The organism is Streptomyces sp. NBC_01537 (assembly GCF_045040445.1).
In the GTDB taxonomy this organism is placed as follows: Bacteria; Actinomycetota; Actinomycetes; order Streptomycetales; family Streptomycetaceae; genus Actinacidiphila.
Genome location: NZ_CP109392.1, coordinates 933,236 through 954,589 on the forward strand (window position 1 = coordinate 933,236; position 21,354 = coordinate 954,589).

Annotated in this window: 21 protein-coding genes; 8 read left to right on the top strand and 13 right to left on the bottom strand. The window is 72.5% G+C overall.

Annotated elements, in window-relative coordinates:
- Window positions 1-7 precede the first annotated feature (7 nt).
- Together OG607_RS04610 and OG607_RS04615 are read left to right on the top strand one after the other, a co-directional pair.
- Window positions 8-541 (top strand): hypothetical protein, encoded by a 534-nt coding sequence (locus OG607_RS04610; RefSeq protein ID WP_405719082.1) that lies wholly within the window; start codon window positions 8-10, stop codon window positions 539-541.
- On the top strand, window positions 538-1,581 hold the full coding sequence (locus tag OG607_RS04615; protein WP_405719085.1) for a protein kinase domain-containing protein: 1,044 nt from the start codon (window positions 538-540) through the stop codon (window positions 1,579-1,581). Before OG607_RS04610 ends, OG607_RS04615 begins: the two co-directional genes overlap by 4 nt.
- Here the strand turns inward: OG607_RS04615 and OG607_RS04620 are convergent.
- Complete coding sequence (locus OG607_RS04620; protein ID WP_405719087.1) at window positions 1,558-2,844, bottom strand: streptophobe family protein; 1,287 nt, start codon at window positions 2,842-2,844, stop codon at window positions 1,558-1,560. The genes OG607_RS04615 and OG607_RS04620 overlap by 24 nt on opposite strands.
- 101 nt (window positions 2,845-2,945) lie before the next feature.
- Here OG607_RS04620 and OG607_RS04625 point away from each other — a divergent pair, with 101 nt between their 5' ends.
- Entirely contained in the window at window positions 2,946-3,998 is a 1,053-nt protein-coding gene (locus tag OG607_RS04625; protein ID WP_405719090.1) for a DUF6777 domain-containing protein, read from the top strand.
- A 95-nt stretch (window positions 3,999-4,093) separates the two neighbouring features.
- Complete coding sequence (locus tag OG607_RS04630) at window positions 4,094-5,185, top strand: nitrous oxide reductase family maturation protein NosD (protein ID WP_405719093.1); 1,092 nt, start codon at window positions 4,094-4,096, stop codon at window positions 5,183-5,185.
- Between the two features lie 55 nt (window positions 5,186-5,240).
- Here the strand turns inward: OG607_RS04630 and OG607_RS04635 are convergent, their stop codons facing one another.
- Window positions 5,241-5,699, bottom strand: a complete 459-nt coding sequence (locus tag OG607_RS04635; RefSeq protein ID WP_405719096.1) for a Crp/Fnr family transcriptional regulator — start codon at window positions 5,697-5,699, stop codon at window positions 5,241-5,243.
- A 203-nt stretch (window positions 5,700-5,902) separates the two neighbouring features.
- Window positions 5,903-7,189: a phosphoribosyltransferase gene (locus OG607_RS04640; RefSeq protein ID WP_405719099.1), complete on the bottom strand. Its 1,287-nt coding sequence runs from the start codon at window positions 7,187-7,189 to the stop codon at window positions 5,903-5,905.
- Between the two features lie 94 nt (window positions 7,190-7,283).
- Here OG607_RS04640 and OG607_RS04645 point away from each other — a divergent pair, with 94 nt between their 5' ends.
- Window positions 7,284-8,018, top strand: a complete 735-nt coding sequence (locus tag OG607_RS04645; RefSeq protein ID WP_405719101.1) for a DUF72 domain-containing protein — start codon at window positions 7,284-7,286, stop codon at window positions 8,016-8,018.
- Here OG607_RS04645 and OG607_RS04650 read toward each other — a convergent pair.
- Window positions 8,015-9,439, bottom strand: a complete 1,425-nt coding sequence (locus OG607_RS04650; RefSeq protein WP_405719104.1) for a lipase maturation factor family protein — start codon at window positions 9,437-9,439, stop codon at window positions 8,015-8,017. The two genes, OG607_RS04645 and OG607_RS04650, sit on opposite strands and share 4 nt — an antisense overlap.
- A gap of 136 nt (window positions 9,440-9,575) precedes the next feature.
- Here OG607_RS04650 and OG607_RS04655 point away from each other — a divergent pair, with 136 nt between their 5' ends.
- Complete coding sequence (locus tag OG607_RS04655; RefSeq protein ID WP_405719106.1) at window positions 9,576-10,544, top strand: YbhN family protein; 969 nt, start codon at window positions 9,576-9,578, stop codon at window positions 10,542-10,544.
- A gap of 32 nt (window positions 10,545-10,576) precedes the next feature.
- On the opposite strand, the gene OG607_RS04660 is transcribed toward OG607_RS04655, so the two are convergent.
- Both OG607_RS04660 and OG607_RS04665 read right to left on the bottom strand, forming a co-directional pair.
- Window positions 10,577-11,362: a VOC family protein gene (locus OG607_RS04660; protein ID WP_405719109.1), complete on the bottom strand. Its 786-nt coding sequence runs from the start codon at window positions 11,360-11,362 to the stop codon at window positions 10,577-10,579.
- 53 nt (window positions 11,363-11,415) lie between these two features.
- Window positions 11,416-11,775 carry a hypothetical protein gene (locus OG607_RS04665; protein ID WP_405719112.1) on the bottom strand — a complete coding sequence of 120 codons (360 nt, stop codon included), beginning with the start codon at window positions 11,773-11,775 and terminating at the stop codon, window positions 11,416-11,418.
- Between the two features lie 210 nt (window positions 11,776-11,985).
- Here OG607_RS04665 and OG607_RS04670 point away from each other — a divergent pair, with 210 nt between their 5' ends.
- Entirely contained in the window at window positions 11,986-12,195 is a 210-nt protein-coding gene (locus OG607_RS04670; RefSeq protein WP_405719115.1) for a dodecin, read from the top strand.
- Window positions 12,196-12,208: 13 nt separating this feature from the next.
- Here the strand turns inward: OG607_RS04670 and OG607_RS04675 are convergent, their stop codons facing one another.
- From OG607_RS04675 to OG607_RS04700, 6 genes are all read right to left on the bottom strand, one after another.
- A complete protein-coding gene (locus OG607_RS04675; protein WP_405719118.1) occupies window positions 12,209-13,174 on the bottom strand; it encodes an aldo/keto reductase in 966 nt (321 codons plus the stop codon).
- Between the two features lie 119 nt (window positions 13,175-13,293).
- Window positions 13,294-13,905 (bottom strand): DedA family protein, encoded by a 612-nt coding sequence (locus OG607_RS04680; protein WP_405719121.1) that lies wholly within the window; start codon window positions 13,903-13,905, stop codon window positions 13,294-13,296.
- Window positions 13,906-13,941: 36 nt separating this feature from the next.
- On the bottom strand, window positions 13,942-15,135 hold the full coding sequence (locus tag OG607_RS04685) for an ABC transporter ATP-binding protein (RefSeq protein ID WP_405719124.1): 1,194 nt from the start codon (window positions 15,133-15,135) through the stop codon (window positions 13,942-13,944).
- 27 nt (window positions 15,136-15,162) lie between these two features.
- A complete protein-coding gene (locus OG607_RS04690; protein WP_405719127.1) occupies window positions 15,163-15,996 on the bottom strand; it encodes a carbohydrate ABC transporter permease in 834 nt (277 codons plus the stop codon).
- 7 nt (window positions 15,997-16,003) lie between these two features.
- Window positions 16,004-16,888 carry a carbohydrate ABC transporter permease gene (locus OG607_RS04695; RefSeq protein ID WP_405719130.1) on the bottom strand — a complete coding sequence of 295 codons (885 nt, stop codon included), beginning with the start codon at window positions 16,886-16,888 and terminating at the stop codon, window positions 16,004-16,006.
- Window positions 16,885-18,171, bottom strand: coding sequence for an ABC transporter substrate-binding protein (locus OG607_RS04700; protein ID WP_405719133.1), 1,287 nt, complete (start codon window positions 18,169-18,171; stop codon window positions 16,885-16,887). Before OG607_RS04700 ends, OG607_RS04695 begins: the two co-directional genes overlap by 4 nt.
- A gap of 146 nt (window positions 18,172-18,317) precedes the next feature.
- Here OG607_RS04700 and OG607_RS04705 point away from each other — a divergent pair, with 146 nt between their 5' ends.
- Window positions 18,318-19,538 (top strand): FUSC family protein, encoded by a 1,221-nt coding sequence (locus OG607_RS04705; RefSeq protein WP_405719136.1) that lies wholly within the window; start codon window positions 18,318-18,320, stop codon window positions 19,536-19,538.
- Here the strand turns inward: OG607_RS04705 and OG607_RS04710 are convergent.
- Window positions 19,474-21,354 (bottom strand): DUF6114 domain-containing protein, encoded by a 1,881-nt coding sequence (locus tag OG607_RS04710; RefSeq protein ID WP_405719138.1) that lies wholly within the window; start codon window positions 21,352-21,354, stop codon window positions 19,474-19,476. The genes OG607_RS04705 and OG607_RS04710 overlap by 65 nt on opposite strands.

Here is a 21,354-nt window from a genome sequence, read left to right on the forward strand (position 1 = left end):
CGATGCGATGACAGCCCCGGATTTCCGTCCCACCCATGTGGCCCCCGCCGCCGGTCTGCCGGCCTGGGCCGCGCCCGGTGACGCCCGGCCCTCGGCGCGGCTCGATCCGCTGCTGCCCGTACAGCTGCTGGACCGCCGGGGCGACTGGGGCCACATCGTGTGCTCCAACGGCTGGTCCGCGTGGGTCGACGGACGGCTGCTCGTCACCGTCCCGCAGGGCCCGCCCGCCGCCCCGGGACCGGCGGAGCACACGGCGGACGCGCGGCCGCTGCTGGCCCGCCTCGAACAGGCGCTGAGCCGCTACCGGCAGCTCACGGAGGAGCTGGCGGCGGGCCGTATCGACGGCGAGACCTTCCAGCGGCGTACGCAGGGGGAACGGATCGGCGCGGTCGTGGACGGCGAGGCGATCTGGCTGTTCGACACCGAGCGCGAACGCTGGTGCTACTGCGAAGGGGCCTCGATGGCCCGTCTGACGACCTACGCGGCCGTGGAACCGCCCTCGACCGAGCCGAGCACGCTCATCGATCGGCCCCGGCCATGACCGCGCCGACCGGCATGGCGGGCCGGCAGATCGCCGGATACCGCGTCGAGAGCGAGATCGGGCGCGGCGGCATGGCTGTGGTCTACCGGGCCAAGGACCTGCGGCTGGGCCGTACGGTGGCGCTCAAGGTGCTCGCGCCCGAGCTGGCGCGCAATGACATCTTCCGCAAGCGCTTCGTGCATGAGTCCGAGGTCGCGGCCGCCATCGACCACCCGCACATCGTCCCGATCTTCGAGGCCGGGGAGACCGAGGGCATCCTCTACATCGCCATGCGGTATGTGCAGGGCCGCGACCTGCGGGCGCTCATCGACCGCGAGGGGCCGCTGCCGCTGGACGCCGCCGGGCGCATCGCCGTACAGGTGGCCTCGGCGCTGGACGCGGCGCATTCGCACGATCTGGTGCACCGGGACGTCAAGCCGGGAAACATTCTCGTGGCGGAAGGTACCGATGCAGATCATCCCGAGCACGTCTATCTCACGGACTTCGGGCTGACGAAGAAGTCCCTGTCCCTGACCGGCTTCACGACCGTCGGCCAGTTCGTCGGCACCCTGGACTATGTCGCGCCCGAGCAGATCTCCGGCCGCCCGGTGGACGGCCGCTGCGACGTCTACAGCCTCGGCTGTGTCGTCTTCGAGCTGCTGACCGCCACCCCGCCCTTCCGGCGCGAGGACGACCTGGCCCTGCTGTGGGCCCATCTGTACTCCGAGCCCCCGCAGGTGACCCCGCTGCGGCCCGAGCTCCCGGCCGCCGTGGACGAGGTCATGGCACGGGCTCTGGCCAAGTCCCCCGAGGAACGGCACGACACCTGTCTGCAGTTCGTGGCCGCACTGCGCACGGCCTGGAGCGTACGCGAGGAGCCCGCCCCCCGGCCGGTGCTGGAGCACCCGCCCACCCAGTTGGTCTCCGTCCTGCCCGAGGCCGCCGAGGGCACCGAAGCCGCCGATGCCGCCGAGGGCCCCCAGGTCCCCCCGGTCCCCCGGACGCAGCCCGCGCCGCCGGAACCGCCGCGCTGGGCGCTACCGGTCCTTCGCCAGCCATGAGGCGAGCACGCTGCCGGTGAAGCCCGCGACCGCGCCCCAGCCGGCGGCGATCGGCACGGCCGTCAGCAGGCGGCAGCGCAGCGACACCGTCCCGCCGAGGCCGCCGGCGTCGGAGGCGTCGCCGACGCCGAACAGGCTCAGGCCGTACTGGGCGTGGATCCGGGTGAGCAGCCCGATGGCCAGCATCGTCACCGCCATGGCCACGGCCAGGTGCGCGCAGTGCCGCAGATGGCTGACGCCCGCGGGTGAGTGCCGGGCCTTCACGAAGCCCGCCGTGAGCAGTGCGACGCCCGCGAGCACCGGCAGCAGCCAGACCCGGCCGTCGTAGCGCGACAGGGAGGCCAGGTCGAGCGGCACGGGTCCGTCGCCGGAGGCCCGGAGCACCGACGCGAGCGCCTCGGGCATGGGCAGGCCGAGGCCGCCCTTGAGGCTGCCCTCCCAGGTGGCCCCGAGCCCCAGTCCGAAAGCCAGGCCGGACAGATTCGGCAGCCCCAGGAGTACGACGGCGAAGAGGTTGCCCACGTCCGCGTCGCCCGTTCCGGTGGCGGCGGTCGCGACGGCGCCGACCACCCCGATGATCACGTAGCCGAGCAGCACCATGACCATGACCCGGGCGGCCGGCCGGACCGAGGGCTCGAAGTGCAGCAGCCTGGACGGGAGGGGGGCCTTGCGGGAGACCGTGACCGCCAGGGCCAGGACGATCAGCAGCCATACCAGGCCGGCCCCGATGGTCGCCGGGACCACCGCCCGGAAGCCGACGCTCGGGGTCGCGTCGAAGAGCTCGCCGAACTGGTCGGCCAGCGAGTTCCCGACGGTGATCGTGAAGGTGTGCCGGGCGGCGAGCACGACCGGGATCAGTGCGAGCAGCCAGAGCACCGCCGTACGGGCGAAGCGGCCCAGCAGTTCGCCGCCGGACAGGACGGCGTGGAACCGCAGCGGCCGCACGAAGAGGGCCGCCGCCACCAGGGCGCCCACCAGGCTCACGGACAGCGGGACGACCTTGATGGCCGCTTCCGACTGGGCGATGACCCCGGCCCCGCCGCTCAGCTCGATCCGCCCGCCCACCGCCATGACCACGGTCGCGGCGACCACCGGGGGGAAGGCCGAGCCCGGCAGTTGCGAGGCGCCCGCCAGCCACAGGCCCAGTGCCGCCACGACCGTCATCGCCAGCAGCGCGGCGAGGACCACGGCGATGGCGTCCAGCCAGCCGCGCAGGACGCCGGGGGCGGTCGCGGGGGCGGGCGCGGTCGTGTCGTGGCTCACGGGCTCAGGCTAAGCAGCGCCCGCCCGCACCGCCCGTCCGCACCGCCCGTCCGGAATGCCCCGGCTTGCGGGTGTACGGGGCGCCGAACAGACAATGCAGGGTGACCACTCCGCCCTCGGGCCCGCCGCCGGGTCCGCCGTCCGGTCCTCTTTCCGGCCCGTCCCCCGAGCCGCCGCCTCCACCGGAGCCCCCGCGGCGCGCCGCGGGCACCCCCTGGTGGCGCTCCCGCCGGGGCCTGATCGTGCTCGCCGCGGTGACCGTGGCGGCAGTCGGCGTGGCCGTGGCGCTGGCCGTCCAGGGCGGCGGGGACAAGGGCGGCTCCGGTGGTGGTGGCGGCGCGACGCAGAGCGCCGGCACCCTGGAGATCGTCCGTCAGCCCGCCGACGCACACGGCCTGAACCCGTTCACCGCCTCGGTCGCCCAGGACTCCCTGCCCGCCGACGCCCCGACCCCCACGGCAAGCACCTCCCCCGCCGAGAGCACGCTCGGCGCACCCGCCGTCTCCGGTGCCGTGCCCGGCCTCTACGGAGGTCATCGCGGGGTGTCCGGCTGCGACGTGGAACGGCTCATCGCCGCTCTCACCGCCGACTCCGCGAAGGCCAGGGCCTTCGCCGGCGCCGTGGGCATCAAGCCCGCCGGGATCGGCGCGTACGTGCGCACCCTCACCCCTGTTCTCCTGCGCGCCGACACGCGTGTGACCAACTACGGCTACCGCAACGGAAAAGCCGTGGCCTTCCCCTCCGTCCTGCAGGCCGGCACCGCCGTCCTCGCCTCCCCGCACGGCCGCCCCCGGGTGCGCTGCGAGTGCGGCAACCCGCTGCTGCGCCCGCCCGCCGCCGACGGTCCGGAGAAGTACACGGGGCCCTCGTGGTCCTCCTTCGACGCCTCCCGGGTCATCGCGGTCGCTCCGGCGTCCAAGCCGCTCAAGGCGTTCGTGCTCTACGACCCGCAGACCCGCACCTGGTTCGTCCGGCCGGCCGGGACCACCGGCGACCAGGACCGCGCACGGTCCGCGGCCACCACCGGGCCCGCTCCGACGCACACGGTCACCCGCACACCCACGCCGGCCTCCTCCAGTCCCTCCCCCTCCCCGACCACCTCGCCGGCCTCCACCCCGGCGACGACGACCGCATCGGTTAGCCCGGCAGGCTGAATCGCCGGGCCGGTCGAACGCCGGTCGCCGTTCATCGGTAAAGCCGAGAGATATGACAGGCAGTGGCCAATCGGTCGATCTCACTGGAGGCTGGCATGGTGGGCAACCCCACCCGTATCGCCTTGGCCTGCGCGCTCGTCGCAGGCCCCGTCGTCTGCGGCACCGGCGCCGCGCAGGCACAACCGCACCCCCGGCCCGCGACGCTCGTGGTGAATCCCGGCAAGGGCACCCCGATCCAGAACGCGGTGAACCGCGCTCACGCCGGTGACACGATCCGGGTACGCCCCGGGCACTACGCCGAGAACGTCGTCGTGACCAAGGCGCTGACCCTGGTGGGTTCGGGCTGGGGGAAGAACGGAACGGTCCTCACACAGCCGAAGAAGCCGCGCAAGACCGCCTGCGAGGGCAGCAACGGCATCTGTGTCATCGGCCGGCTGGACAAGAAGGGCAACGTCGTCCGCGCGGTCGCGCATGTGAAGGTGACGGGCTTCGAGGTCCGCGGCTTCAGCGGCAGCGGTGTGGTCGGCTTCGGCACCGACGACTTCCGCGCCTGGCACATCAAGGCCGTCGGCAACAAGGAGTACGGGGTCACCTCGTTCCACGGGACGAACACCAGGCTCACCGACAACGACACGACCGGCTCCGGCGAGGCGGGCATCTACCTGGGCGACTCGCCCAAGGCCCGCGGCTGGGTCGGCCACAACAACGCCTGGAACAACGCCATCGGCGTCCTGGTCCGGGACTCGACCGGGGTCACCGTCGCGGGCAACCGCGCGGACGGCAACTGCGCCGGCATCCTGGCGGTGAACTCCGGCGAGGGCGCCATCGCCGGCGGCGACATGACCCTGCGCGACAACCGCGCCAACGGCAACTCGCGCCACTGCGCCGCCGAGGAGGACGTGCCCCCGCTGTCCGGCATCGGCATCGGCCTGGCAGGCGTCCACAACGTGAAGGTGACCCACAACACGGCCGACGGCAACCGAAAGACCGGGGCCTCGATCGCCTCGGGCGGCATCGCGGTCTTCTCCACCAAGAGCATCGGCGGCGCCGACGCGCGCGACAACCGGGTCGTCGGCAACGAGGCCCTCGGCAACCGCCCCTACGACCTGTTCTGGGACCGCAAGGGCAAGAACAACGTGTTCAAGGACAACAAGCACCGCACCTCGTCCCCGGCGAACCTGGGCTGACCGGGCTCAGCCGCAAGGCGCAGGGCCCGGCCGCCGTCCCCATGGCGACCGGGCCCTACGCGTGCTCCTGAAGGCGCGGGCCGTAGATGTCGATCATCCGGTTGCGCGCGGAGTTCAGCCGGTGGGCGATGGTCTCGGCTGCCGCGAGAACGATCGCGTGCCCCAGCGCGGGATGCTCCTTGCACAGGTCGCGGATCTCGGCGGCGTTGAACTCGTACGCGTCGACGGTCCCGAGCGCCCGGCCGGCCAACTGCCAGCGGTACGGGGCGAAGAGCCAGGACCAGCCGAGCAGTTCGCCGGGGCCCAGGGTCTCCATGCTCACGGTCCCCCGGCCGGGGATGTTCATGTCGAGGGAGACGGCTCCGGACCGCACGATCCAGAACTTGTCGGCGAACCGGCCCTCGTCGAAGATCCGCCACCCCTGCGGGAACGTCACCTTGGACGCATGTTCCAGGAAGACACGCCGGTGGTCGGCGGGGAGGGCGTCCAGCATCGCTACCGAGCTGCTGCTCATCGGGAACCTCCGGGTCGGCTACCCCTTCCCATCAGGGTAAGGCGGCCAGGGCCTGTCCGGGGGATCTCCGTGGGTGGAGGAGCGGCCCGCCGCGCCAGCGGCTGATGTCGCAGTCGGCAACGCCGCGAGCGCTGGTGCCAGGGCACGCGACGCCGCGGCCGCGCCGCGCCAGCGGCTAAGGGAGAACAGCCGCCGGACACCCCCTAGGGCCTGTCCGGCGGGTGTCCCAGGAACCAGTCCCTGGCCAGGCGGGCCACCTGGTCCAGGGCGCCGGGCTCCTCGAACAGGTGGGTGGCGCCGGGGACGACATGCAGCAGATTCGGGCAGCGCAGCTGCTCCTGGGCCCGCCGGTTCAGCTCCAGCACGTCCGTGTCGGCCCCGCCGACGATCAGCAGGACGGGGGCCCGTACGCGGCCGAGCCGGTCCCCGGCGAGGTCGGGGCGGCCGCCGCGGGAGACGACGGCGGTGATCTCCTCGCCCGCGCCGGCGGCGTCCGCCGCCGCGCACAGGGCGGCGGCCGCTCCGGTGCTCGCCCCGAAGCAGCCGACGGGAAGCCCTTCGGCGTCGCGCAGCGCGTGCGTCACGTCGGTGAGCCGCCGGGCGAGGAGGCCGATGTCGAAGACCTTGGCCCGGCCGCCGTGGGCCTCCTCCTCGGGGGTCAGCAGATCCAGCAGGAGGGTGCCCAGGCCGGCCTCGTTGAGGGTGGCCGCCACCGCCCGGTTGCGGGGGCTGTGCCGGCTGCTGCCGGTGCCGTGGGCGAAGGCCACGACGGCCTCGGCGCCGGCCGGCAGGGCCAGGTCCCCGGTCAGCCGTACGCCGCCCGCCGCGTACTCCGTGCGCACGCTCCGGGGCGGGCGTACGGCGGCCTGCTTGAGCAGCGCCGACACCTCCTCGTCGCCGGTCTGCGTGAAATTCCCGTACCACTCCCCCACCGCGAAGAACGACCTCGGCGCGTGCAGGCACACCACCTCGTCCGCCACCACCCGCAGCGCCGCGACCGCGTCCGGCGCCCCGACCGGCACGCCCACCACCACCCGGGCCGCGCCCTGCGCCCGTACGACCTGGCACGCCGCCAGCGCTGTGGCCCCGGTGGCGACCCCGTCGTCCACCACGATCACATTGCGGCCGCGCAGAGCGGTCCGCGGCCGGCCGTCCCGGAAGCGGTGCGCCTGCCGGGCGAGCTCCGCCTCCTCGCGGTGCTCGACCTCTTCGAGATCGTGGCGGCCCAGATGCGTCATGCGCACGATGTCGTCACTGACGACCCTCGCCCCGCCCTCCCCGATGGCCCCGAAGCCGAGCTCCCGGTGATACGGCACGCCGAGCTTGCGCACGACGACGATGTCGAGCGGGGCGTCCAGCGCCCTGGCCACTTCATAGGCCACCGGTACGCCGCCGCGCGGCAGGCCGAGGACGACGGGGTGTCCGGAAGCGAGATGCCGCAGGCGCACCGCGAGCCGCTGTCCGGCATCCGTGCGGTCGATGAACTGCATGGTTCACCCCCAGCGATACCTAAGACCTAGTCCGAATTAACCTGAAAAGAACCGAATAGGCAAGGGAAGACCGGAGAAGATCGAGGGGCCGCCCATGCCACTGCTCACCGGGACCTCGGGCTGGCAGTACAAGGACTGGCGCGGGGGCCTCTACCCGCCCGGGTGCCCGCAACGCCTGTGGCTGGAGGAGTACGGCCGGCACTTCCCGACCGTGGAGAGCAACAACGCCTTCTACCGGCTGCCCACCCGGGAGAACTTCGCCGACTGGCGCCGCCGCACCCCGCCCGGGTTCGTGATGGCGGTCAAGGCCAGCCGCTATCTCACCCATATCAAGCGCCTGCGCGACCCGGAGGAACCCGTGCACCGCCTCATGGAGCACGCCGCCGGCCTCGGCGACCGCCTCGGCCCGGTCCTGCTCCAGCTGCCGCCCACCCTGCGCGCCGACGCCGACGCCCTGGACGCCTGTCTGAGCTGTTTCCCGCCCGGCACCCGGGTCGCCGTCGAGCCGCGCCACGACTCCTGGTGGACGGCCGAGATCCGCGACGTCCTGGAGCGGCGCGGCGCCGCCCTGTGCTGGGCCGACCGGCTGTCCCGGCCCTCGACCCCGCTCTGGCGGACCGCCGACTGGGGCTATCTGCGCCTCCACGGGGGCCTGGCGAGCCCGCCGCCACGCTACGGCCGGCGCGCGCTCGCCACCTGGGCCCGGCGGATCGCCGAGACGTGGCCGGGCGACGCGGATGTCTACGCGTACTTCAACAATGACGCGGGCGGGGCGGCCGTGCTGGACGCCCAGGCGTTCACCCGTACCGCCGCTGCCTCGCCTGCCTAGGACCGGCGGTCCAGCGATTCCAGGCTGACCGGCGGCAGGTATTCGCGCACCAGGGTCCGCCGCCACCAGGCGCCGGTCGCGCGCAGGGTGGCCCAGTCCGTGAAGCGGTAGTGGTAGAGGCGGGCCCGGACGTGGGTGGGCGGGGCGTCGGGGAAGGGGTTGGTGCGCAGCAGTTTGAGGGTGGCGGGGTCGTTCTCCAGCAGCTTGCCGAGGAAGGGCACGAACCAGGGCCAGGCGTAGGAGGCGGAGATGCCGGCGAACCACATCAGCCAGTCCAGGCGCAGGTGGTACGGGGCGAACTGGCGGGGCAGCCGGCGCGGGTCGCCGGGCTTGCCCTTGAAGCCGTACTCCCGCCAGACGGTGTGTGGGGTGATGACCGGCTCGTCGGTCCCCTCGACGGCGACTTCGAGGCGGATGCGGTTGATGCTGCCGAAGGCGCCGTACGCGTTGACCAGGTGGAGGCGGTTGAAGGAGACGTTCATCAGCTGGCGGCGGGACACCAGATTGCGGACCGGCCAGTAGCTGAGCACCGCCACCAGCGCGGTGAAGGCGAGCACCACGGCCTCGTACGCGACCGGGGCGGCGGGGAGAGCGGGCGGGGCGGCGACGATGGAGCCGTCGAAGGCGGAGACGGCGAGCAGGACGGTCAGCCAGTTGAGCCAGGAGAAGTTGCCGGACAGGATCAGCCACAGCTGGGTGGCGACGATCAGGCAGGCGGCGGCGCTCGCGACCGGCTGCGGGGTGAACAGCGCGACGGGGACGACGAGTTGGGCGAAGTGGTTGGCGGCGGTCTCGATCCGGTGGAGCGGCTTGGGGAGGTGGTGGAAGAACCAGCTCAGCGGGCCCGGCATCGGCTGGGTCTCGTGGTGGTAGTACAGGCACGTCAGGTCGCGCCAGCAGGCGTCACCGCGCATCTTGATCAGCCCGGCGCCGAATTCGACCCGGAAGACCAGCCAGCGCATCAGCCACAGCACGAGCACGGGCGGCGCGGTGCGCTCGTTGCCGAGGAAGACCGCCAGCGCCCCGGCTTCGAGGAGCAGCGACTCCCAGCCGAACGCGTACCAGGTCTGGCCGACGTTCACGATCGACAGGTACAGCGCCCACAGCAGCGCCCAGGCCGCCATGGCCGCCCACAGCGGCACGTGGTCGGCCGCGCCGGCGGCCAGGACCGCCGACAATGCGACGCCGGTCCAGGCGACGGTGGCGAAGAGGCGGTCGGAGTAGGAGAGTTGGAACAGGCTCGGCGCTCGCCGGAAGGGCACCCGTTCCAGGAAATCCGGCACCGGGAGCAGCCCGTGCTCGCCGATCAGGGCGCGGAACTGGTTGGCCGCCGAGAGGAAGGCGACCAGGTAGACGGCGGCCAGGCCGCGCTGGATGACCAGTCTGCTCAGCCAGTAGTCGGGCACCGTGAACCAGTCCATGACGGCTTCTGTACCACCGCGTCCGAAGCCTTCGGGGCCTCGCCGGGCCGCGCTCCGGCCAAACGGCCACGGATGGACCATCCTGCGGCCGCCCGTACGACACCCGGATGTCGCGCGCGGTGGGAACGCTGCGGCCATGGCGACTGCGATTGCGGACACACCGTTCCGGCGGCTCCGGCGGCTGCCCTGGCGGCAGGCCCTGTGCCTCGTGCCGCTCGCGGCCGTCGCCGTGTGGGTCGCCCTGCACTGGCCGGTGATCGCGGACGGCGCCCGCCGGCTCCTCACGGCGGACCGCTACTGGCTGCTCGCCGCGGTCGCCGTCACCGGGCTCGGCTGGGTCGCCGTCTCCTTCGCGCGGCAGGGCGCGGTCCTGGAACGGCTGCCGGCCGGCCGGCTGCTCGCGACCCAGTTCGCGGCGGGCGCCGCCAATCACGTCCTGCCGTCCGGGCTGGGCGCGGGCGCGGTCAACCTCCGCTTCCTGCGCGGCTGCGGGCTTCCCCCGGCCCGGTCGTCCGCGGCGCTCGCCCTGTATCTGCTCGCGGAGGCCGCCGGGCGGGTGCTGCTGCTCCTCGCGCTGCTCGCGGGCTTCCCGCACGCTCTGCGGCTCGGCGGGCTGGTCGACGGCGGCGCCGGGGCCCGTATCGCCGTCACGGCCGGCCTCGTGGCCCTCGCCCTGGCCCTGGCCGTCGTCGCTGTTCCGCCGCTGCGGCGGCTCGTACGCGGCTTCCTCCGTACCGCGCTCGCCGACGCCCGCTCCGTCCACCGCCGCCCCGCGCGTGTCCTCGCCCTGTGGGGCGGGTCCCTGGCCTTCCCCGCGCTCCAGGCCGCCGGCCTGGTCGCCGTCTGCGCCGCGCTGGACCTGCCGGTGCCGATGGCCCATGTGGCTGTGGCCTATCTGGCGGCCAGCGTCCTGGCGGCGGCCATCCCGGCACCGGGCGGGATCGGGTCGGTGGACGCCGCGCTCGTCGTCGCCCTGGTGACGGCCGGGGCGCCGGTGACCGGGGCCACGTCGGCGGTGCTGGCCTATCGGATCATCACGGTGTGGCTGCCGCTGCTTCCGGGGGCGCTCGTGCTCGGGGCGCTGGTGCGCCTGAAGGTGGTCTGAGGGGATCCCCCACCCCGGACGGGCTGGTTCGGCTACGTCTGGTCGCTGATGAGGGACAGCAGCCCGCCCTCGGGGTCGCGGATGCCGGCGACACGGCCGTACGCGCTTTCCATCGGCTCGCCCGTGATCTCGCCGCCGAGCTCCTTGGCCTGCTGGACGGCGTCGTCGATGTCGGGGACGGAGAAGAAGACGTGCCAGCGGGGGCGCACACGCGGGTCGGCGGCGGCTTCGACACCGCCGCCGCGCAGGCCGGCGACGGCGTGGCCGTCGACATAGAGGACGACGCGGTCGTTCTCCCATTCGACGACATAGCGGTTGGGGTCGCGGCGGTCCCACGCGAAGATCTCGCCGTAGAACATGGCGGAGGCGAAAGCGTCACGCGTACGCAGTTCGATCCAGGCGGGCGCGCCGGGGAGGCGGAGCTTGCGGGGGGCGCCGGGGACGCCTTCCCAGATGCCGAAGGAGGCGCCCTGGGGGTCGGCGGCCAGGGCCAGCCGGCCGGCTTCGAACTCCAGCGGTCCGACGGCGACCGTGGCGCCGCGGTCGCGGATCTCGGCGGCGGTGGCGTCGGCGCTCTCGACGCCGAAGTAGGTGGTCCAGGCGACGGAGGTCTCCCAGCTGCGGGCGATGGCCCCGATTCCGGCGACCTCGGTGCCGTCCACGACCGCCCGGACGTAGGGGCCCCAGCGGTCCGGGCCCGGTTCGAAGCTCCAGCCCAGCAGGGGACCGTAGAAGCTCTTCGCGACGTCCAGGTCGCGCGCCATGAGGCTGACCCAGCAGGGCGCGCCGGGCACGCAGCAGATGTTCGCGGTGGTCACGTCGGCCTCCTTGGTCCCGGTCGCCCGGTCGCTCGGTCGCCTCCCAGCATGTGTCAGTGGCCGGGGATGTGCACCCGCCGGTGCCGCTTCTCGAGCGGCGGGGCGGCGATCGGCTCGGTCGCCGGCTCACCGGTCGGCTGGTCGGTGTTGCGCGCCGCCTCGCGGCGCATCCGGCGCAGCTCGGCCTTGCGGCGGCGGGCGTGGTTGGCCCCGCCGGTGACCAGGGCCAGGCCCAGGCAGAAGACGAGGGTCAGGGCGATGCCGGCGAGGAAGGCACCGAGGGTGTTCACGGTGCCGAGGTCGTTGCCGAACATGGTGACGGCGTAGTCGGGCCCGCCGGAGCGGTTCTCCGAGACCAGCAGCCCCGCGAAGGCACCGGTCGCGCCCAGCAGGAGGATTCCGAGCAGCAGCATGTCAGTCATCCTTCTCGTCGGTTCTCGTTGTGCGCCCTGGACGCCGTACGGCAGACGGGTGAACGCCGCCATGAAGCGCCTGCCCCTGACTGCGGCGGCCAATCCTGGCCCGGCCGGGCGGTCGTCTCCTCTCGCGGGCGGCGGGCCGATGGGGCACGGTGGAGTGTGCAGTCAGCGGGACCACTTCACACGGGAGACTCAGGAGTCGCCATGTCCAACCACACGTATCGGGTCACGGAGATCGTCGGGTCGTCGCCGGACAGCATCGACGCCGCGATCCGCAACGGGATCACCCGTGCTTCGGAGACCCTGCGGAATCTGGACTGGTTCGAGGTGGTGCAGATCCGTGGGCAGCTGGAGGACGGTCAGGTCGCGCACTTCCAGGTGGGCCTGAAGGTCGGTTTCCGCCTGGAGGACTGACGGGTCAGAGGTCTTACGCCGGCAGCAGCCCTTCCGCGCGCAGCTCGTCCCACAGGGCGTCGGGGACCGGGCTGGCCAGCATCGACGCCGCGTCCTGGATCTCGTACGCCGACCGGACGCCGACGAGCACGCTCGCGACGGCGGGGTGGCCGAGGGGATAGCGCAGGGCCGCGGCCCGCAGGGGGACGCCGTGCCGCTCGGTGACGGCCTTGATGCGCAGGGCGCGGTCGAGGAGAGGGCCGGGGGCGGGGGCGTAGTCGTAGGTGGCGCCGGGGCGGGGGTCGGCGAGGAGGCCGGAGTTGAAGGCCCCGCCGACGACGACGCTCCGGCCCCGGGCGGCGGCTTCGGGCAGCAGTTCGTCGAGGGCCTGGTGGTCGAGGAGGGTGTGGCGGCCGGCGCACAGGACGGCGTCCACGTCGGTGTCGCGCAGGAAGCGGGTCAGCATGGCGGTCTGGTTCATGCCGGCGCCGATCGCGCCGACCGTGCCTTCGGCGCGCAGCCGTTCCAGGGCGGGATAGGCCTGACGGAAAGCCTGTTCGGCGTGGTCGTCGGGGTCGTGGAGATAGACGATGTCGATCCGGTCCAGGCCGAGGCGGTGCAGGCTGTCCTCGATGCTGCGGCGGACGCCGTCGGCGCTGAAGTCCCAGACCCTCCGGTGGGTCGCGGGCACGTCGAAGCCGTCGGCCAGGTCGTCGCCGGAAGGCTCGTCGTACGGGACGAGCAGGCGGCCCACCTTGGTGGACAGGGCGTACTCCGCGCGGGGCCGGTCGCGCAGCGCGGCGCCGAGACGGCGCTCGGACAGGCCGAGTCCGTAGTGCGGGGCGGTGTCGAAGTAGCGGACTCCCGCGCCCCAGGCGGCGTCCACGGCCGCCGTGGCGGCTTCGTCGGTGACCGGCGTGAAGAGATTGCCGATGGCGGACGCGCCGAAGGACAGCTCGGTGACCTCCACTGAGCTGTGGCCGAGTTCAGTCCTCCGCATGCGCGATCTCCCCCTGGGAATACCTCGGATCTATATCTGTCGAAAGCGGACTCTACGATCCACGGCCTGCTCGTACAAGAGGTTGGCCTAGGCATTCATCCGATGGCTGGCCCCCTGAGTCAGCGCCGCCGCAGCAGGTGCCGGGCCAGCAGGACGGCGGCCAGGGCTCCCAGCACGGCCAGGGCGAGGAGCTGCGAGCGCGCCACGGTGGCGTAGATCGTGCCGATGTGGGCGCCCGCCGCGTAGCCGAGCCCCGCCCAGACGCCGGCCCACAGGGCCGCGCCGATGACGTTGAAGACCATGAAGCGCCGCCAGGGCATGCCGACGGTGCCGGCGATGATGCCGTTGGTCTGGCGCAGGACGTCCACGAACCGGGCCCAGGTGACGACGGCCGCGCCGTGACGCGCGAAGAAGTCCTCGGCCCGCTCCAGCCGGGCGGGGGTGAGCAGCACATAGCGGCCCCAGCGGTGCGCGAAGGCCCGGCCGCCCTTGCGCCCGATCAGATAGCCGAGGGCGTTGCCGATGACGGCGGCGGCCACGGCCACCCCCAGGACGGCCGGGAAGTTCAGCCGTCCGGCCCCCGCGTAGACGGCGGCGGCGACGAGGATGGTCTGGCCGGGCACCGGGATGCCGCCGTTGTCGAGCAGCACCAGGGTGCCGACGGCCAGGTAGCCGTAGTCCTCCAGCAGGGGTGCGAGGTGGGCGAGAGGGCCAGGCAGCGGCTCGGCCATGCCGCCTACCGTACGGCGGGCGGCGTCACCCGGGGTTCATCCGTCACGGTCGACGACTTCGGGGTGGCTGAGGTTGACCCCGGTCGAGGGATCGAAGATGTGGCCCTTCTCGACATTGAGCCAGAGCTCCACCGGCCGGCCTTCCCTTGCCCGGGTCTCGGTGGAGAGCCGGGCGACGATCTGGTGGCCGCTGTCGCCGGTGTCGGTGAGGCCGGAGTCGGCGGCCAGCTCGTCCAGTTCGGCGGTGGAGGCGCGGCCGCCGGTCTCCGTGAAGTGCACGAAGACATCGGAGCCGAGGGATTCCAGGACATCCACGGTCACCGTGAAGGTCACGCCGACGCGCGAGGGATCGATGAGCGAGGCGTCCTCGAAGTCCTCGGGCCGGAAGCCGACGATCAGTTCGCGCGGCGCGTTCTCCCGCTCCAGCGTCCGCCGCACCCGGTCCTGCACCGGGAGCACGCCCAGCGAGGTGGTCAGGGCGCCGTTGTCCAGCGTGGCGTGCAGGAAGTTCATCGCGGGCGAGCCGATGAACCCGGCGACGAAGAGATTGCGCGGCTCGTCGTACAGATGCTGGGGCGAGCCGACCTGCTGCACGACCCCGCCGCGCAGCACCACGACCCGGTCGCCCAGGGTCATGGCCTCGGTCTGGTCATGGGTGACGTACACCGTGGTCGTGCCGAGCCGCTTCTGCAGCCGGGAGATCTGCGTACGCATCTGGACGCGCAGCTTGGCGTCCAGGTTGGACAGCGGCTCGTCCATGAGGAACGCCCGCGGGTCGCGTACGATCGCCCGGCCCATGGCGACCCGCTGGCGCTGGCCGCCGGAGAGGTTGGCGGGCTTGCGGTCCAGGTGCTCGGTCAGGTCGAGGATCCGGGCGGCCTCTTCGACCTTGTCCTTGATCACGGATTTGTCGGCCTTGGCCAGGCGCAGCGCGAAGCCCATGTTCTCCCGGACCGTCATGTGCGGGTAGAGGGCGTAGCTCTGGAAGACCATGGCGATGTCGCGGTCCTTGGGGGCCTTGTCGTTGACGACCTGGTCGCCGATGCGCAGGGTGCCCTCGGTGATGTCCTCCAGGCCCGCGATCATGTTGAGGGTGGTGGACTTGCCGCACCCGGAGGGGCCGACGAGGATCACGAACTCGCCGTCCTCGATGTGAAGGTTGACGTCCTTCACGGCGAGCGCGCCGTCGGGGTACCGCTTGGTGATGCCTTCGAGAATGATCTCGGCCACGAATGGGTCCTCTCAGCCCTTGCCTGCTCAGCCCTTGACCGCGCCGGAGGTCAGTCCGGCGACGATCCTGCGCTGGAAGAGCAGTACGAACACGATGATCGGGATGGTGATGACCACCGCCGCGGCGGCGATCGACCCGGTGGGCTGCTGGAACTGCGAGCTGCCGGTGAAGAAGGCGATCGCGGCCGGCACGGTGCGCGCCCTGGTCGTCGAGGTCAGCGAGATCGCGAACAGGAAGTCGTTCCAGCAGAAGATGAAGACCAGAATGGCGGTGGTGACCACGCCCGGCGCCGCCAGCGGGGCGATGACCAGCCGGAAGGCCTGCGTGGGGGTGGCCCCGTCGACCTTGGCTGCCTTCTCCAGGTCCCAGGGGATCTCGCGGAAGAAGGCCGACAGGGTGTAGATCGCCAGCGGCAGCGAGAAGGTCATGTACGGGATGATCAGCCCCGGCCATGTGTCGAACAGCCCCAGGTAGCGCTCGATGTTGAACAGCGGCGACACCAGTGAGATCGGCGGGAACATCGCGATGAGCAGCGACATCCCGATCAGCAGCTGCTTGCCGGGGAAGCGCAGCCGGGCCACGGCGTACGCGGCCATCGTGCCGAGCACGACCGCGATCACGGTGGCGATCAGCGCGATGCCGATCGAGTTGATCAGCGCCCGGGTGAACTCCGAGGTCTCGAAGATGCCCCGGTAGTTCGCCCAGGTCCACTTCTGCGGGATGAAGGACCCGTCGGTGAGGGTGCTGGGGTCCTTGAAGGACAGCGAGGCGATCCACACCACCGGGAACATCGCGTAGACGACGACCAGGACGTTGACCGCGCTCCACCCGGCGATCCGCTTGTTGTCGGCAGCGCTCATCGGCGTCTCACCGTCCCATCTCGGAGCCGGGGGCGGCCGTGCCGAACAGCTTGATGAAGGCGAAGGCGATGATCCCCACGCAGATGAAGATCAGCACCGAGATCGCCGACCCGATGCCCAGGTTCAGCGCGGTGAACAGGTTGTCGTAGCCGAGGATCGACACCGATCCCGTGCCGTTCGAACCCGAGGTCAGCACATAGATGTTGTCGAAGATCCGGAAGGCGTCCAGGGTCCGGAACAGCAGCGCCACCAGGATCGCCGGTTTCATCAGCGGCAGCGTGACCAGCCGGAAGCGCTGCCAGCGCGAGGCCCCGTCGACCATGGCCGCGCGCAGCGTCTCCTCGGGGACGAGGGCGAGCCCGGCGAGCAGCAGCAGCGCCATGAAGGGGGTGGTCTTCCACACCTCGGCGAGGATGATCAGCCCGATGGCCTTCCAGTGGTCGGTCAGCGGGGCGGTCCCGGCGGCGTCGACGAGATAGCCGGTGCCCGGCGTCCAGGCGTACTGCCAGGAGAAGGCGGCGACGACGGTGACGATGCCGTACGGAACGAGGATCGCGGTCCGCACGGTGCCGCGGCCGAACAGGGCGCGGTGCATGACGACCGCCAGGGCCATACCGAGGATCAGCTCGACGGCGACCGAGACCACGGTGACGATCAGCGTCACCCGGAAGGCCTCCCACCAGAACGGCGAGCTGAGCACGGCCCCGTAGTTGCTGAACCCCACGAATTTCGCGAGCTGCGGAAAGCGCAGGTCGTAGCGCTGGAGGGAGAGATAGACGGCGTAGCCGACCGGGTAGGCCGTCACGGCGACCATGACGAGGACGGCGGGAGCGCACAGCGTCCAGCCGAGCCGCCGTTCCTGGCGGGCGCCTTCCGAGAGCTGTTTCGTCACGGGATCAGCCCCTTGGACTGCAGGGCGTCATTGATCTGGCCCTTCATGTCGGCCACCGCGCTGACGGGTTCGATCCCGGCGGGCGGTGACAGGGTGTGGGAGACCGCGATGGAGATGTTCTGGTACGCCGGGGTCTGCGGGCGGACGCTCGCGTGCTCCAGCGCGCTGAGGATGTCGGCGGCGAACGGATAGCTCGCGATGAGTTTCGGGTCGCTGTACAGGCTGCGCAGGGTCGGCGGCAGGCCGCCCTTGAGCGCGGCGGTCATCTGGTTGCCCCGGTTGCGCAGGCACAGGGCCGCCTCGTGGGCGAGGGCCGGGTGGCGGGAGTACGCGCCGATGGCCAGGTCGATGCCGCCGATGGTCGGCCGGGCGGGGCGGGCGGCGTCGACGCGGGGGTAGGGCGCCCAGTGGAAGTGCTTGAAGAGATCGGGCTGGTTGGCCTTCATCGAGGGATACACGAACGGGTAGTTGAGCTCGAAGGCCGCGGTGCCGGACTCCATGGCGAGGCGGTTCTGGTCCTCCATCTGGTTGGCAAGGGAGGGATCGGCGGCCGGAGAGGTCGCCAGTTCGCGCATGATGCCGGCGGCCCTGACCGCGGGCGCGCCGAGCGAGGGCGCGGTGGCACTGGCGTTCAGGATCGATCCGCCCGCGCTCTCGATGAGGGTGTTGAACCAGACCGTGAGGCCCTCGTACTGCGCGCCCTGGATCTCGACGTGGTGCGGCTTGCCGGCCTTGGCCAGCGCCCGGGACGCGTCGAGCATCTGCGCCCAGGTCGTCGGGGGCCTGGGGACCAGGTCGTCGCGGTACCACAGCAGCTGGGTGTTGGCGTTGTACGGGACCGCGTAGAGCTTGCCCTTCCAGGTCGCCGTCTTCAGCGAGGCGGCCAGGGTGCCGGCCGTGGCCCGGGCCCGGTCCAGGCCCGTCCAGGGGCGGATCCAGCCGGCCTCGGCGAACTCCGCGGCCCAGGTGACGTCCAGGCCGAGGATGTCCAGCGCCTCGTCGTGGGCGGCGAGCCTGCGCACGAGCTGCTGCCGCTGGCCGTCGGCCGCCCGGGGGAGCTTGTTGTACGCGATCGTGTAGCGGCCGCCCGACGCCTTGGTGCAGCCGTCGGCAGCCTGCTGGAGGGCGCCGGAGTCGTCGGGGAAGTTGTACCAGTTGAGATGGGCGGGGCCGGTGGAGGTGCTGCCTCCGCCGCCGCAGCCGGTCGGCAGGGCCGCCAGCAGGAGCGCCGCCGCGACGGCCAGGGCGGGCTTGAGGGGGCGCCGCATCGCACGCCTGTCCAATTGCGCTCCTCCTGCCGCCGAAGTGATGGGCACCTGCACAGGCATAGGGCAGAAACGACGGCCGGAGGCCGGGAACGGATGCGGCTCGCGGGCACGTCCCGGAAGTTCACCCGGGCGGCGGACCTCCCGCCGGGAAGGCCTGGAGGGTGCCCGCAGCCCCCGCGGCCCTGACCCGCATCGTCAAGCGCCACAACGACCCCGTCGTGGTGCAGTCGGTGCGATCCACCGTGGCGGGGGTGCTGGCGTATGCGGTGGCACTGGAGCTGGTTCCCAATCCCGTGCCGCTGACAGCTCCGCTGACCGCGCTGCTGGTCGTGCAGGTCACCCTCTACACGACCCTGACGACCGGGATCCGCAGGGTGCTCAGCGTGATGGCCGGGGTCCTCATCGCGGTGGGTTTCAGCGATCTCATCGGGCTGACCTGGTGGAGCCTGGGCCTGATCATCCTGGCCTCGCTGGTGGTCGGCCACATGATCCGCGTCGACGAGTTCATCGCCGAGGTCGCCATCAGCGGCATGCTGATCCTCGGCGTCTCCAACCCCGGCCACGAGGGCGCGGACCGGGTCGTCGAGACCCTGATCGGGGCCGTGGTCGGGGTGCTGCTCAACGCCCTGCTGCCGCCCCCGGCCTTCGTGGAACCGGCCGGCGAGGCGGTGCAGGAGCTGGCGGCGGGGCTGCGCCGGCTGCTGCTGCGCATCGGCCGGGAACTGCGGGCCGGGGCGTCCCGCGAGCAGACGGTGGCCTGGCTGCACCAGGCGCGCAGGCTGGACAACGAGATCGCCCGCTTCGACGAGTCGCTGCGCCGGGCCGAGGAGAGCACCAAGCTCAACCCCCGGGTCCGCCCCACGGAGGGCGCGATGGCCCGGCTGATCCTGCGCAGCGGCCTGGACACGCTGGAGGTCTGCACGGTCGTGCTGCGCACGCTGTGCCGCTCGCTGGCCGACCTTTCGGAGCAGCGCAGAGCGCGGCAGCCGGTGTACGAGGGCGATCTCGCGGCCGTGCTGGACGAACTGCTCACCCATATCGCCGATGCCGTGGACAGCTTCGGACGGCTGATCACCGCCCAGATCACGGCGGGCGCGGAGCGGGCCGAGGCCGAGCTGGAGCGGGCGCTGCGGGACGGGCGGGCGGACCGGGAGCGGGTGGCCGCCGCGCTGCGGGCCGAAGCCGACACGGGCGGCGCGTGGGACGGCTGGGAACTGCACGGCGCGCTGCTGGCCAACCTCGACCGGCTGCTGGATGAGCTGGACGTCGAGAAGCGCTCCCGCTGGCTCGCCGCCCAGCTCGACTCGGTGGGTTCGGTCAGAAGGAAGCGCTCTGTGCGAGTCCGGGTACGGAGAGCCGGTCGGCGCCGAGGAACTGGTTGAAGCCGAGGACGTTGGTGAAGAAGACCGGGATCGGCAGCGTCAGCCCCGGCGGCAGCGGCGGCGGCATGTCCGGGGTGAAGGTGACCGGCAGCAGGCCCAGCAGATTGCCGCTCAGCACCTTCGTCAGCAGCACCACCGGGCGCCCGGTCGCGGTCGTGGTGCTCGCCGGGGCCGCGTCCTGCTCCAGCTTCCCCTGGCAGGCCGCCCCTGGGCCGGGCGCCGACGAGGGGACGAAGCCGATGCCGGGCAGCCCGATGCCCAGCGGCGCGATGGCGACCCCCGGCAGTCCGTAGAACGGCGGGTGGGAGGTGTCGGGCAGCGCGCCGGTGCAGGTCGGGGGCAGCAGCGGGGCCGTCTGGCGCAGGCTGGCGATGTCCAGCCGGTACGCGGTGAAGACCAGCACCTTCTGCGGACCGAGGTGTGTGCTGACGCCGGTGATGCCGTGGTAGGTCAGGCCGGTGAGCACCAGCAGCGGCGTACGGATCCGGAACGGCTGCGCGGCGGCCGGCTCGTGGAATCTCGCGGCCGCCCCGGACAGGCCCAGCGACACCTTCGGCAGGCACCAGGGCGAGTCCTGGTGATCCTTCGGGTCTCCGACGGCGATGTCCAGGGGGAGCGGGCCGAGCGAGGAGTTCATGCCGCCGTCGGCCGGCAGCTTCGGCAGCGCGAGCCGCAGCGGGCCCACGGCAAGGGTGGCCCCGGTGCCGGTGCCCTTGACGGTGTCGTGGCGCGGACGGCCCTGGCCCGGCGCCGCGTGCCGGGGCGCGGGCGCCGGCGTGACACCGGGAGCGGAGGCCGGTACGGAGGGCGTCGCCGGGGCGGGCGCCGACGCGGACGCCCGCGGCGGGGTCAGGCCGAGCAGACCGGTGACGGCGCCCAGCAGGCCGCCGGAGGCTGGGGCGACCGGGGCCGCCTGGTCCGGGGCCGCGGGGGCGGCGGGCGACGGGGCCAGGGGCTCGCTGCGCGCATGCCGCGTGGGGCCGCGCGTACGCTGCCCGGGCACGGTCGCGTCGAGCTTGCCGCGCAGGCCGACAGGGGTGTCCAGAGCGGCGTGCAGGCCGTCCTGGCGGGGCTTCGCCTGCCTCTTCGCGCCGATCAGGCCGTCGAGCAGCGAGCAGACGCTGAGCCGGTCCGGCCGGTGGGCCGGGGCGATCGTCGGCAGAGCGGCCATGGCCATCGGGTACGGGGCCATGGGCTGCAGGCCGCCGGCCAGCAGCGCTCCCCCGGCGGGCAGCGCGCCGATGGCCCGCATGCGCATGCCGCGTACGGTGAAGGACGCCATGAAGGACGCCTCGCCGTTCGCCGGGGCGGTCTTCCCCGCCTTCCGCACCTTGCCCGCCTTGCCTGTTTTCTCCGGCTTCGCGGGTTTTTCGGGCTTCTCCGTCTTTTCCGGCCCCTTCTCGTCCGGCTCTCCGCCGCTGCCGCTCCAGTCCGGAACCGGCTGCTCAGGCGCCGGCGGCCCGTCCGGCACCCAGGCGATCGCCATGGCGCCGCCCACGGCGCCGAGCAGGAAGCCGATCAGGAAGCCGCCGAAGTTGGACAGCACGATCGAGCTGACGGCGAAGATCAGCGTGGCGATCCCGGCGAAGCCCCGGTGGCCCGGGGACAGCCACATGGTGAGCCCGAGGATCACCATGAACACGCCCATGAGCGCGCCGGAGACGCCGGCGATGCCCTCGTGCATCATCAGGGCGAGCGGGGCCAGCGGGATGGAGAGGATCTCCATGCCCGCCAGCACGGTCCACACCCCGGCCCAGAAGGGGCGGCTGCGCCGCCAGTCCCGGAAGGCCGTCCGCAGCCTGGCCACTGTGCCCAT

Coding starts and splice junctions, on each gene's coding strand:
- OG607_RS04610 (WP_405719082.1), top strand. CDS start 8: ATGACAGCCCCGGATTTCCGTCCCACCCATGTGGCCCCCGCCGCCGGT.
- OG607_RS04615 (WP_405719085.1), top strand. CDS start 538: ATGACCGCGCCGACCGGCATGGCGGGCCGGCAGATCGCCGGATACCGC.
- OG607_RS04630 (WP_405719093.1), top strand. CDS start 4,094: ATGGTGGGCAACCCCACCCGTATCGCCTTGGCCTGCGCGCTCGTCGCA.
- OG607_RS04635 (WP_405719096.1), bottom strand. CDS start 5,699: ATGAGCAGCAGCTCGGTAGCGATGCTGGACGCCCTCCCCGCCGACCAC.
- OG607_RS04640 (WP_405719099.1), bottom strand. CDS start 7,189: ATGCAGTTCATCGACCGCACGGATGCCGGACAGCGGCTCGCGGTGCGC.
- OG607_RS04645 (WP_405719101.1), top strand. CDS start 7,284: ATGCCACTGCTCACCGGGACCTCGGGCTGGCAGTACAAGGACTGGCGC.
- OG607_RS04650 (WP_405719104.1), bottom strand. CDS start 9,439: ATGGACTGGTTCACGGTGCCCGACTACTGGCTGAGCAGACTGGTCATC.
- OG607_RS04655 (WP_405719106.1), top strand. CDS start 9,576: ATGGCGACTGCGATTGCGGACACACCGTTCCGGCGGCTCCGGCGGCTG.
- OG607_RS04665 (WP_405719112.1), bottom strand. CDS start 11,775: ATGCTGCTGCTCGGAATCCTCCTGCTGGGCGCGACCGGTGCCTTCGCG.
- OG607_RS04670 (WP_405719115.1), top strand. CDS start 11,986: ATGTCCAACCACACGTATCGGGTCACGGAGATCGTCGGGTCGTCGCCG.
- OG607_RS04675 (WP_405719118.1), bottom strand. CDS start 13,174: ATGCGGAGGACTGAACTCGGCCACAGCTCAGTGGAGGTCACCGAGCTG.
- OG607_RS04680 (WP_405719121.1), bottom strand. CDS start 13,905: ATGGCCGAGCCGCTGCCTGGCCCTCTCGCCCACCTCGCACCCCTGCTG.
- OG607_RS04690 (WP_405719127.1), bottom strand. CDS start 15,996: ATGAGCGCTGCCGACAACAAGCGGATCGCCGGGTGGAGCGCGGTCAAC.
- OG607_RS04710 (WP_405719138.1), bottom strand. CDS start 21,354: ATGGGCACAGTGGCCAGGCTGCGGACGGCCTTCCGGGACTGGCGGCGC.